Raw genomic sequence first — 13,440 nt, 5'->3', positions numbered from 1 at the left:
TATTATCTAATCGAAGACCCGTTATTTAGTAAGGAACTTATAGATACAAGTCTGCGTATACTCTTCGCCCGGATTCAAACGGGTTGAAGGGAACTTAGGCTGATTAGGTGTATCGGGATACTTTTGAGTTTCCAAAGCTACAGCTTCTCTGTAATTATGGGCTCTGCCGTATTTTCCGGTAACTTTACCATCCAAGAAGTTGCCGCTATAGAATTGAATAGCAGGCTGGTCAGACCATACTTCCATTACACGTCCGCTCTTAGGTTCGTATAAGCTTGCTATAAACTCAATGTCTTTATCAGACTTGCGGTCAACAACCCAGTTATGGTCATATCCTCCACCGTTTTTCAACTGCTCATTTTCAGCATTGATTCTGTCTCCGATAGCTGTAGGCTTTCTGAAATCGAAAGGAGTACCTTCTACATTCATCAGTTTACCTGTAGGTATCAATACACTATCAACAGGAGTGATTGCACTTGCATTGATAGTCAATATATGATCTAATATCGTGCCATTAGCTCCTCCTTTCAGGTTAAAGAACGAGTGATGGGACAGATTTACATGAGTAGGCTTATCTGTTGTCGCATGATAAGTGATCTTAAACTCGTTATCGGGTGTCAAAGTATAAACCATTTTCACGGTAACTGTTCCCGGAAAACCTTGTTCTCCATCAGGTGAAACATAAGATAAAGCTATACTGTTTTTGCTGATACTGTCTACATTCCATACTTTCATATCAAAGCCTTCGGGTCCTCCGTGGAGTGTCTGTCCATTGTTATTCACCGGAAGTTGATACTTCTTGCCATCAAGTGTGAATTGCCCTTTAGCAATACGGTTTGCATAACGACCCACAACAGGTCCCAAGCAACGTTCTCCCTGATAGTGAATATATTCATCTATATTATTGTGCCCGAATACAACATCCTCGTATTTACCTTCTTTGTCGGGTACCCAAAGTGAGATTACCCGGCCTCCGAAATTCGATACCTGCATGGTGATTCCATTGCCGGATTCGAGAGTATAAAGCTTTATTTCTTTACCATCTAAAGTGGTTGTAAATGCAGAATCGGACATTAATGTTATTGCCGGATTTGCTGTCTCGGCTACAAGGGCTTGTTGTTGTTTATTTCCACATGAAAATAAACCTAAAGCTAATCCCAGATAAAGTATTTTTTTCATAACTATCTATTGTTTAGGTTATATCTACAAAAGTAATACTAATATAAAATGATTTCTAAACTGAACGAAAATTCTCACTGTTATTTAACCATGACAACAACAGTGAGAATATTCGAGATAAGGAAAGGTTTAAAGTCTATAAGACTTTGTTTGAAAAAGCGAATCTCTTTATCCGACTCACTTTTTCATATAACTAGTAATCAAGTAAGGTCAGTGACCTTCATAAACTCATTTTACCAAAAATACCAGTAGAAGAGAGCACAGCAGGCAACTACTCCTAATGAAGCAACTACATCCCACTTATCCCAACTATTTTTAATTTGCTTTTTATAGTCATCGGTGAAAGTAATAGCATCAATTTGTTGAGCTGTTGGTTTAGCTGTAAAGAGTGATACTACAATCATCAGTACTACGATAAAGGCAAGTAACCAAATTTCAAAAATAAGCCAGTTTGTTTGCCAAAACCATCCTGTAGATTCCCAGTACCAACCTGTCATCACGTCTTTACCTGTATTGGTAAAGATATTAGTTACCAAACGTACCATACCGATAATGAAACCTACTATCATACCTACTTCTCCCGCTTTTGGCGTAATCCGTTTAGAGAATATACCAAGAGCAAATACAGCTACCATTGCTGGAGCAAGTAAAGATTGAATACCTTGCAGATAATCGTAAAGGCTGCCTAAGCTCATCATAATAGGTATCCATACAATACCGAGTATTACAACCACCATGGTGGCAATACGACCTACCATTACATATTTAGCCTCACTCTGACCCTTAAACATCGGTTTATAGAAGTCTTCAGTAAACAAAGTAGCACAAGAGTTAAAGAATGCTGCTAATGAAGCAACTAAAGCCGATATAAAGCCGATTGTTACAATACCTTTTACACCTGCGGGCAATACAAATTTCACCATCGCTCCGAAAGCGGTATCGGGATTATCCAATGAGAATCCACTATCAGGACGTGCAGCCAATGCCGCAGCAACCATACCGGGAATAAGGAACATAAATACAGGCAATAATTTGAAATAACCTGCAGCGATAGTACCTCTGCGGGCACGTTTCATTACAACCTCGTTAGATTCTCCTTTACGTTGGCCAAGGACACGTTGAACAATATGCTGGTCTGTACACCAATACCAAAAACCGATAATAGATGCTCCGATAAATACCCAGAAACCGGGATAATCATCATACATAGGATCTCCCGTAGAGAAGTGGAACATGTGATTTGTACCATGTGCCACACCATCAGCCCCTACATTCAGAGTTTTTGAATAAGCAATCATAGCATCCCATCCTGCACCTATGCTTCCGTCTCCAAGTGCAGATAATCCTAAGAAAAGCACAAGGAATGAACCAATAATAAGTATCGGCGTTTGAATTGCAGAAAGAGTCATGACTCCCTTCATACCACCCAAAACGGTGAAGATACCAGTCAATACTATCAAACCGATAGCACCGTACCAGAAAGGCAGACCTAGAAGACTCTCCATAAAAATACCACCTGTAAATGCTGTCACACTCACCTTTGTAAGCACATATGCTATAAGAGTGATAATTGACAACCACGAGCCGGTTTTTGGAGTATAACGATATTTAAGAAAATCGGGCATTGTAATGATTTTGCCCATTTTGTTGTTCAATAATTGATAGAACGGAACAAATAACCAACCTAAGATCAAGATCATCCATCCTTGCATCTCCCAGTGTGCCATACCGACTCCCGATTTAGCACCGGTACCGGCAAGTCCCACAAGGTGTTCCGACCCGATATTTGCAGCAAAGATAGCTGCACCGATAATATACCATGGTTCGCCCTTACCGAATAGATAATCCTCGCTGTTGACACCTTGTTGCAGACGTTTGTCTTTTTGAACCGAACGCCAGACTGCCCAGCTTACAGCAATTATCCCGACTACAATAATCAGCCAGTCGAGCCAAATAAATTCATGAGAATTCCAATTCATAGTATTATATTAATTTAGATTGAATAATTCTTTTTCGGTAAACTTGCCTAATTTCAGGTATTTATCATATACCTCCATGTATATTTTGTGATTTTCGGCATTTGGCTGATATTCGAAAGCGAAACCTTGTCCCATTGCTTTTTGTGCAGCTTCAACATTTGGATGAAGACCAGCTGCTACTGAAGCGAACATGGCTGCACCGAATGCACAAGCTTGTTCAGCTTTAGCCACTTTGATAGGCATACCTAACACATCAGCCAAGGTCTGCATCACAAAAGGAGATTTCAGAGAAATACCTCCGATACCGATAACACTTTCTATTTCGATACCGTTCTCAAGGAAACGGTCTATAATAGCTTTCGAACCAAAAGCTGTAGCCTCTACTAAAGCTCTGAATATTTTAGGAGCAGAACTAGCTAGATTCAATCCAGTAATAGTACCCTTAACCAACTGATTTGCATCAGGAGTACGGCGTCCGTTCATCCAATCCACAGCAAGAACCGAACTTGCCGAAACAGGAATAGCCTCTGCTTCTTTCGATAAAGCAGGTATCATTTTATCCAGAGTTTCTTCGATCAGCTTATCTTTAACATCCTGACTGATCAGAGTAGAATCTTTTATTAATTTCTCGATTGGCCAAGCCAAAACAGACTTAAACCAAGCATAAATATCTCCAAAGCCAGATTGACCTGCCTCAAGCCCGATCATTCCGGGAATAACAGAGCCGTCTACCTGTCCACAGATTCCGGGGATAAGTTTGCCATGCATTGCTTCGTAAGGAACAACCATGATATCGCAAGTAGATGTTCCGATAACACGAACGAATGTTTTAGGTCCTATCTCTGCACCTACTGCCCCCATATGGCAGTCGAAAGCTCCTACTCCTACAGCCACATTGGTGGTTAAACCCAGCTTTTCAGCCCATTCGGGTGTCAGGTTTCCAACTTTCACATCGCTGGTGTAAGTATCTTTAAATAAACGATCTCTGAAACCTTTCAATAAGGGTTCGATCTCGACAAGAAAATCTTCGGTAGGAAGCCCATCCCACTCTTTAAGCCACATCGCTTTGTGACCTGCCGAACAACGGCTGCGAACGATATCTGCAGGTTTTGTTGTACCTGTGATAAGAGCAGGCATCCAGTCGCAATGCTCAACCCACGAATAAGCGGCATCACGGATAGACACGTCTTCTTTAAGCACATGTGCAACTTTTGCCCACACCCACTCACTTGAATAAATTCCGCCTTCGTATGCAGTATAATCTATCGGCCATCTTTTGGCTATTTCATTTATTCTGGCTGCTTCTTTTACCGATGTATGGTCTTTCCACAAGATAAACATTGCATTTGGGTTTTCTGCAAATTCAGGACGCAACGCTAATAGTTGTCCGTCCTTATCGATCAATGCAGGAGTAGAACCTGTTGTATCGAAAGACATTCCGATTACATTTTCGGCAGTTCCTGCAGGGGATTTGCTTAAAGCTTCCTTTACAGAATCGATCAATCCTTCTACATAGTCGAGAGGGTGCTGTCTGTATTGGTTATTTTGAGGATCGCAATATTTACCGGCAACCCATCTTTTGTAGTATTTTACGGATGAAGCTATTTCCTCACCTGTTTCGGCGTTAACAATAACCGCACGGCAAGAATCTGATCCATAGTCAAGGCCTATCGTATATTTCATTTGTCTTATATATGTAATGTTGAAATAAGCAAGTTATAGAAAATATCAAGGTTTTATACCAAGATAGAAAGTATCACAGGAAAGATCTGAGATTTAAAAACAGAAGCACCAGAGGGATCATATATCTCCCCCCAATGCCATCTGCGACCATTGTTGAATTATTGTAATGCTTTATTAAGCATGTAGTATATTTCGTTGTTACGTAAATCTTTACGGAACTCACGAATAGTTGTGTCTTTATCGATTATCAACAGCTCGATGTCTGCAATTTCGGCATAGTCTTCTAACATTTCTGTAGTTACTGAGAAAGAGAAGCTTGAGTGGTGAGTACCACCTGCAAGAATCCATGCTCCTGCACCTACTTCGAAGTTAGGCATAGGTTTCCACAATGCACATGCTACAGGAAGTTTTGGTAGTGGTTTTGGTTCTTCTACTTCTACTTCGTTTACAATCATACGGAAACGATTACCCATATCTACAATTGTAGCTGCTACTCCTGTACCTTTATGAGCTTGGAATACCAAACGAGCACAAACACCTGCATCACCAATTCCTAAGAAGTGTACTTCGATACGTGGTTTCACTCCTGTGATATCAGGGTTGATTTCCAACATATGCGATTGAAGGATAGTACTGTTTTCGCCATCGAAGTTCAATGTGTAATCTTCAAGGAATGATTGTCCACCGGGTAAACCTTGACCCATTACCCACATAGTACGAACAAGGGCTGCCGATTTCCAGTCTCCTTCAGCTCCGAATCCGTAACCTTCGGCCATCAAACGTTGAGAAGCAAATCCCATCAATTGTTTCATGCCTTCCAATTCGTTGAAGCTTGTAGTAAAGCCTTTAGCTCCTTTATCCTGCAAGAAACGGCGAAGACCTATTTCCTGAGCTGCAGCATCACGTACTACCTGATATTTTTCAGTTCCTTTTTTACAGTCTGCCGCAAAATCATATACTTTTTCGTATTCCGCAACCAGAGCATCTATTTCTGCTTCTGTCACTGCATTTACGTAAGGTACTAATGTAGCGATAGGTGCATTATCCACATGGTATCCCAAACGAATTTCAGCTTCTACCTTATCTCCATCTGTTACAGCAACATTATTCATGTTATCACCGAAACGGATGATAAGCATATCCTGTGAATCAGCCCATCCTGCGCAAACACGCATCCAAGATGCAATTTTGCCTTGAGTATCTTTATCATTCCAATACCCTACAACTACCTTGCGAGGTTTACGCAAACGGCTGGTAATGTGTCCGAATTCGCGGTCGCCATGAGCCGATTGGTTCAGGTTCATGAAATCCATATCGATTTCATTCCAAGGAATTTCTTTATTATATTGTGTATGTAAGTGCAATAATGGTTTTTTGAAATCTTTCAATCCGTGAATCCACATTTTTGCAGGAGAGAATGTATGCATCCAGGTAATGATACCTGCACACTTTACATCGCCGTTGGCTGCACGCATAATTGCAGATATTTCAGACGAAGAGTTTGCTGTTCCTTTATATACAACTTTGATAGGTAGATTACCTGAATCGTTAAGTCCCTTAACCATTTCGGTTGAGTGTGCATCTACTGCAACAACTGCGTCTCCTCCGTAAAGAAGTTGTGCTCCGGTTACAAACCAAATTTCTAAATCTTTAAAATCCATGGTATTATATTTTTTATGTTTATATATTATTGATATTCTTCGATTTTGTGTTTACTGACCATAATAAGCATCCGGACCGTGTTTGCGGAAGAAATGCTTTTTAATCAGTTCTTCATTCATCTTCAATTGAGGATTGACATTAAATGAAATAAAAGCCATCTTTGCCACCTGCTCCAATACTACGGCATTATGTACCGCGTTATGAGCATCCTTTCCCCACGAAAAAGGTCCGTGATTATTGACTAAGACTCCCGGAGTAAAATCGGCATTCAGATCTTTAAAGCGTTCGACGATTACATTTCCTGTTTCCAGTTCATATTTTCCCTGAACTTCTTCCGGTGTCATCTGACGGGTACATGGAATAGCATCTTTGAAATAGTCGGCATGTGTAGTTCCTATATTCGGAATATCACATCCGGATTGAGCCCATGATGTTGCATAAGTAGAATGCGTATGAACAATGCCTCCCACATTAGGGAATGCTTTATATAGAACGACGTGTGTAGCGGTGTCCGATGATGGTTTAAGTTTACCTTCAACGACATTTCCGTCCAAGTCCACAACTACCATATCTTCGGCTTTCATGGTATCATACGATACGCCGGAAGGTTTTATTACAACCAAACCCGATGCACGGTCTATGGCACTGACATTTCCCCAAGTGAAAATAACCAAACCATGCTGTACCAGATCGAGATTAGCTCTGAAAACTTCTTCTTTTAATGCTTCTAACATGCTATTTGAATTAAAATTTCAATAAGTGTTTCTGTTACACTTGCAATGTTAGCGATTAGTGTTTAATAAAACACTTACACCTCGCATGTTTTATAACATATTTCAGAAAAAAACATCCCCGGACAGCATATTATCAATAATATCTATCCGGGGTGAATATCTTTTCGGGTTTCTGTTCCTGATCCAAATCAGAACCGAGCGCTACAAAGAGAAATAATATCCTTTTTTCAGTAACTGATCATATTTTTCTTTATTAAACTTATAGTAGAAAGCACCTCTCTTTGATGATGACTTATCTTTATCATCCTGCTTTTCGAGTATTTCCATTTCAAGGATCTTTTTCCTGAAATTTCTCTTATCCAATGTAGTCTGATAAATAGCTTCATACAAAGTCTGCAATTGAGGCAAAGTAAACTTTTCAGGCAGCAAATTAAAGCCGATAGGTTCGGCGGCAGCTTTCTTTCTCAACTGCTCTATTGTATCCTGAAGGATCTGCTTATGGTCAAATATAAGCTCTCCTACAGTTTCAAGCTCCTGCCAGCGTGCATTATGGACTTTACAAAGCTGCTCATCAAACGATTGTATATCAATCAGTGCATAATAAGCAAGTGAGATAACACGTTCTCCGATATCACGCCCTACTTCTCCATATGCGCCGACCTGTTCCATAAATACATCCTGAATACCGGTGTATTCATACACAACCCTTGTAACCGTTTCCGAAAGACTCTCATCGGGTCTGATAAAACCTCCCATCAGAGAATCCTGTCCCTTTAGTGGTTCGAACTTACGCTTTGTTATCAGCAGGTATAGTTTATCATTTTTGAAGCCTAATATAAGACAGTCTACAGATACATAGAATCTTTCTTGATCTTTATAAAATAATGGTGTCATGTGTATTATCCGAATAGCCCGTTAAAGTGTAAAACCTATTTCTTCTTTTTACCTAAGCTCTTAAAGCAACAAGTGCATGCTATGTACTTAAGCGTAAAATACTAATTAAAACATCAGTAATGAGATACTTCTGCTACTAATTATTTTCACAAAAGTAAACATTATTAATTAATTAGTGTTCATTTCACTACAATTCTACAAAACAGCACTTATCTATCTGATCTTCCGACACCTCGCAAACCCTTTACAAATAAGGGATCGGGACTTATTGTATTTTTTTACCCCATACAGACTGTCCTTTCCTATCAATGCCTGTGAACAAGACCGTATTTGTGTGGTTCTCCCAATCGTGTCCGATAAAGAGTCTCAATCCGGATATTTCTTCTCCCTCTATTACAAGGTCTAGAATACCGACTGAGCGGTATTTCCATGACCCAGAAAACTCACCTCCGACCGATTTATCCGCAGATATTATTAGTTCTTTCGGAGTGTTCCTTCTATTGTCGGTCAAGCGCAGGTCATTAGGCTTTACCTGACCATCTCTCAGGTCAAGATCCGAATTCCCGACATCTCTGATACGGAGTATTTCCCATTTTCCGAGCAGGTCTCTCTCTGACACAGCACACTGAAAATCTCCGGCATACCTCTGCGGTGAAACAACCGGCCAACCATCCTCTGTCCAGAATACCTCCCTGATATGCAAATCCATCATAAAGTTTTCGGGAGAGAGACGCCCCTGATGTGCCATGAAAAATTTTCCTTCGTGATTATCAAAGACTGCACAATGCGCTACTCCTGCCCATCCCGCATGATTATTAAACCGATAGGCATAAGTAAGTATAGGCATATTGTCTTCTTCGGCGCTCATATCCTTGCCGAAAAAATCGACAAATGGACCTTCGGGAGAATCAGACCGCCCTGCCCGTACATTATATGTTGTCACCAAAGGATCATAAGATACAAACAGGTACCATTTCTTAAACTGCGGATTATAAATAATTTCGGGGGCTTCTATATTGTTTCGCTTGCCATCAAAACGTCGTGCTATAAGATGTCCCTGATCCGATTCTGTTTTGGTTAATCCTGTCGAAGGCTCGAGTTCAACACAATGCAGACCTCCAAAATAGGAGCCGTAAACCATCCATTGTTTTCCGGTAACATTATCTTCCGCAATGCTCGGATCAATGGCATTCATCACATCTCCATCTTTTGTTTTCACGACACATCCGACTTGTTTCCAAGGCCCTTCGGGAGATCCAGATTCTGCGAGCCCTATATAAGATGTCTGACGACCAAAAGCCGAAACACTGTAATATAACCTGTACTTATCTTTATAGGAAACCATGTAAGGAGCCCAAATATTAGTTGCACCATTTCCTCCACTATTCAATCTCACCCATTTAACCGCTTCTTCCGGAATTTCAGGAAATGCCCATCCGGTAAACTCCCAGTTTACTAAATCTTTAGACTTGCGAATCTGAATATAGCCAAATGGCAGGTTATCATTCTTCATAGCGACACTATCCTCTCCGTATATGGCATCGGTCGAATAGGCATAATAGGTATCCCCTATTTTCTTCACCGAAGGATCATGTACATTGTATGTTCCCCACTTTTTATAATCCCGCATGGATGAAACATCTTTGTAATTATCCTCCCACGGATTGAGACTTTTCTGTATCCGGAAAACAGGCTCCTTGTTAGAGCACGACAGCAGCAGAGATGTAGAGACAAGCAATGCAAGCTTCTGAATTGTTTTAAAAGAAATGTTTAACATTTGCAGTTTAGATTAAAAGTGATTGAGGATGAAGAGGGTCAAAGATATGCTTTGAAGCTCATCTGTAATTTATGATCGAACTAAAATAATTGAACGGATAAGAGGTAATCAGAAAGAAGAACAATCAGGATAATAAACTAACTAATTATCCTGATTGTCTTTTCTATAAGAGATTAAGAATCATCAATATGAATTCTTATTATCTTGTAGTTATAGTTTTACTTTATAGAAAGCAAAAGATAAGCCTTTGGCAAATACTTTCAGGGTATTTCCTTCGATACGTGCTGATGTTTTTTGCGGTGTAATATTAGCAGGCTGTGCCAAAGTATTTACATCGTCAAGGCTTGAAGATTTTAATTCAACACAATCACCTAACGAAATAACTGCATTCTTCTTCAATCCAGTCAGCGTAACATTGATATCTTTTGAGTCTGGACTCGTATTAGCAACTTTTATGATATAGCAATTTTCGTCTTTATCATATACCGCAGAAGCATAAATACCATCCTGTCCCGATACCGGAAGATTATTTCTAGTCAGGGTAGCGGTATTCGTTCCTTTATTCTGAGCATACATCTGCTGAATATAATAGTTAGGAGTCTTCATCGAAGTCAGGTTATCAAACCAGATCATATCGGGTCTCCATTGCCATGCATCCACATGAGCCAACAATGGAGCATAAGTACACATGTGCACAATATCAGCATTACGCTCAAGTCCGGTCATAAATGCAGCTTCGTACAGTGCCGACTGGAAATTATTAGCCCGGCTTGGAACATGGCAAGCATACTCTCCGGCAAATACAGCAGGTCCTTTACGATCATAATTATCATAACGACTGGCACTTTTCAGGAACCACTCAGGATCTTTATAGTAATGCTCGTCAACCAAATCCACTTTCAGTTTTTTCATTTCAGGCCACAGGTAATCAAAGTCTTTTCCGTCAGCCGAAGGCCCTGAACTTCCTACTATTTTAATTTCCGGATACTTAGCTCGTATTGCCTTCACAAAAGGAGCAAGCCTTTGTACATATTCATCTCCCCATTGCTCGTTACCTACACCTATATATTTCATATTGAACGGAGCAGGATGCCCCATATCAGCACGCACCTTACCCCATTTGGATGTAACAGGACCGTTTGCAAATTCAATCAAATCAAGAGCATCCTGTACATAAGAATCCAATTCGCTCAATGGCACATGGCACTCTTCCTTATCATTCTGATACTGACAAGACAATCCGCAGCTAACAACAGGCAAGGGTTCAGCTCCGATATCTTCAGAAAGCAGAAAGTATTCATAGAATCCAAGTCCGTAACTCTGATAATAATCAGGATAAAAACGGTGAGGGAATGTATAATGCCAACGGTTCTCGTTCACTGGCCTGTTTTCAACTGCACCAACTGTATTTTTCCAATTGTAACGGGTATCCAGATCTGTACCTTCGACAATACATCCTCCGGGGAAACGAAAAATTCCGGGATGAATATCAGCTAAGGCTTCCGCCAAATCTTTTCTCAGTCCGTTTTCACGACCTTTGTATGTATCTACCGGAAACAATGAAACATGTTCCAAAGCAACAGATCCTTTAGAATCAAGGAAAATACGCAGGCGTCCTTTTGCGTCTGTTTCTTTGGGAGTAAGTACTATCTCGTATTTCTTCCATTCGGAAGAGTTTATCACTAATTTCTGAGTATTAAGAATGTCATTCTTTGAATCCAGTAAATCGATTCTTATGCCTTGATTTTCTCCTGTATTAAGAGATTTTGCCCAGACAGTAAAACGATATGACTCATTTTTTTTGAATCCCATACCTCTGAATCCTTCATTCTCTATTCCGGTACGCTTATGAGGATGTCCCGGATCAGATAAAACTACATAATTCGGATTTTTATCGAATAGTGGATTGTCATTTTTTACTTCAACCTTACCAAAGGCATACCATCCCATCAGGCTTTGAGGAAAATCAAAAGAACGATTTTTCACCAACTCGGCATACAAACCGCCATCAGCAGCAAAGTTTATGTCTTCAAAGAACAAACCGTACATAGTTGATTGAATCGCTGTGCCTGCTTTTTTCGTATCGAGTGTCAGATCGTAAGACGGCGACTGCTGAGAGTATCCGGCCTGCGTTATCCCGAGAAGACAAGCAATGCTTAATGCTTTACAGAGATTTTTCATGATTGATTAAATAATTGGTTTTAATATATATTAATGGATTTTTCTATTTAAGGAACTAGCAACATGATGCTTCAAGGACTCTAAAATAAGCATTAAAACTTTCACACCAATATATTCAGTGTGTTTTTTACATTTATTTTTAAATAACTCTACCATCAACAGAAAAAAATCCATAATCAACAAGTCAGTATTTGAGTATCTAAAATAAGATCAGTATAAATTGATTACTTTACGGTTAATCCTTCCGATGTCATTTGTACTCTCTTAAGGGTTCCGTCATTGTTATAATAAAGCCGGTCAATACATACCGAACGACGGAAACTTCCTCCATGCGGCTCAACTCCTCCATTATGGTAAATAAAATACCATTCGTCTTTAAATTCGATAATAGACTGATGATTGGTATTAGAATTACCAGCTATTTCATTCAGAATTCCTTTATATTCCCAAGGTCCGTTTATACTGCGGCTCATAGAATACCCTATCTTTTCGGGGAAGAACTGGGCGTATGATAAATAATACCAGCCATTACGCTTATGTATCCACGGGGCTTCGGTAAAATGATCCAAATGAATAGGCATAACTGGCCCGTCGAGCTCTATCATATTATCTTTCAGTTTTGCGTAATAACATTGGGTATTTCCCCATATAAGGTATGCCTGTCCGTCATCATCTATCCACACCGTAGGGTCTATATCGTCCCACGAGATTTTAGTATATTGGGTAGTCATGTCATTTACAATAAGTGCAGAGCCTCTCGCATCAACAAACGGCCCTAACGGGTTGTCTGCTACAGCAACACCTATCGACTTACCATGTACAGAACCATGTTCGACTGTTACGTACCAATAAAATTTACCATTACGCTCAATTACCTGAGAAGCCCATGCTTCACCTTTTGCCCAGCTAAATGCCTTCGGTGTTAGAGGAACAGCATGTTCTGTCCATGTAATCATATCATCAGACGAAAATACAAGCCATTCATTTATCTCATACCTGTTTTCAGGAACAGGGCACTCATCGTGTCCGGCATACAGATACACTTTATCGTTATATACTAAAGCTGCCGGATCGGCGGTATATTTATGTTTAATGATCGGATTACCGTCTACAACAAATGTAGTATCCTGAACGGCTCCTCTCATACTATAAAGAAAAGAACATGCACTTAAAAGAAGAAAAGAGAGTATCAATTTTATCATAATCGGAGTTTATGGTATCTAATATTCAGAATGTATTTAACAGCGATAACCATCCATTGTGCTATGCTTTCAAAATCAACGATTAACAATCGCCGAAGCGAAGGCGAGGCAAACAAGGTTAAGACCTATATGGGTTAGCAATGACAAAA

General features: G+C 40.0%; 9 protein-coding genes. All 9 read right to left on the bottom strand.

Features of this window, described 5'->3' with window-relative positions; genetic code table 11:
* Positions 1-21: 21 nt before the first annotated feature.
* The 9 genes from AABJ51_RS14650 to AABJ51_RS14610 all read right to left on the bottom strand — a co-directional run bounded on the left by AABJ51_RS14650 (position 22) and on the right by AABJ51_RS14610 (position 13,234).
* A complete protein-coding gene (locus AABJ51_RS14650) occupies positions 22-1,179 on the bottom strand; it encodes an aldose epimerase family protein (protein ID WP_338373163.1) in 1,158 nt (385 codons plus the stop codon).
* A gap of 233 nt (positions 1,180-1,412) precedes the next feature.
* Positions 1,413-3,158 (bottom strand): sodium:solute symporter, encoded by a 1,746-nt coding sequence (locus tag AABJ51_RS14645; RefSeq protein ID WP_338373161.1) that lies wholly within the window; start codon positions 3,156-3,158, stop codon positions 1,413-1,415.
* Between the two features lie 9 nt (positions 3,159-3,167).
* Complete coding sequence (locus AABJ51_RS14640; protein WP_338373159.1) at positions 3,168-4,841, bottom strand: ribulokinase; 1,674 nt, start codon at positions 4,839-4,841, stop codon at positions 3,168-3,170.
* 158 nt (positions 4,842-4,999) lie between these two features.
* The gene (gene araA / locus AABJ51_RS14635) at positions 5,000-6,502 is read right to left on the bottom strand and encodes an L-arabinose isomerase (RefSeq protein WP_134435650.1); all 1,503 of its coding nucleotides are present in this window, start codon (positions 6,500-6,502) and stop codon (positions 5,000-5,002) included.
* A gap of 51 nt (positions 6,503-6,553) precedes the next feature.
* Positions 6,554-7,237: an L-ribulose-5-phosphate 4-epimerase gene (locus AABJ51_RS14630; protein ID WP_026626512.1), complete on the bottom strand. Its 684-nt coding sequence runs from the start codon at positions 7,235-7,237 to the stop codon at positions 6,554-6,556.
* Between the two features lie 201 nt (positions 7,238-7,438).
* Positions 7,439-8,131 carry an NUDIX hydrolase gene (locus tag AABJ51_RS14625; RefSeq protein WP_026626511.1) on the bottom strand — a complete coding sequence of 231 codons (693 nt, stop codon included), beginning with the start codon at positions 8,129-8,131 and terminating at the stop codon, positions 7,439-7,441.
* A 265-nt stretch (positions 8,132-8,396) separates the two neighbouring features.
* On the bottom strand, positions 8,397-9,908 hold the full coding sequence (locus AABJ51_RS14620; RefSeq protein WP_338373155.1) for an arabinan endo-1,5-alpha-L-arabinosidase: 1,512 nt from the start codon (positions 9,906-9,908) through the stop codon (positions 8,397-8,399).
* A 210-nt stretch (positions 9,909-10,118) separates the two neighbouring features.
* Positions 10,119-12,089: an alpha-L-arabinofuranosidase family protein gene (locus AABJ51_RS14615; protein WP_134435648.1), complete on the bottom strand. Its 1,971-nt coding sequence runs from the start codon at positions 12,087-12,089 to the stop codon at positions 10,119-10,121.
* Between the two features lie 224 nt (positions 12,090-12,313).
* The gene (locus AABJ51_RS14610; RefSeq protein ID WP_338376011.1) at positions 12,314-13,234 is read right to left on the bottom strand and encodes a glycoside hydrolase family 43 protein; all 921 of its coding nucleotides are present in this window, start codon (positions 13,232-13,234) and stop codon (positions 12,314-12,316) included.
* Positions 13,235-13,440: the final 206 nt, after the last annotated feature.

The sequence above is a fragment of the Indolivaga capnocytophagoides genome, from assembly GCF_036511535.1.
GTDB lineage: Bacteria > Bacteroidota > Bacteroidia > Bacteroidales > Dysgonomonadaceae > Dysgonomonas_A > Dysgonomonas_A capnocytophagoides.
This window is presented reverse-complemented; position numbering and strand designations above follow the sequence as displayed.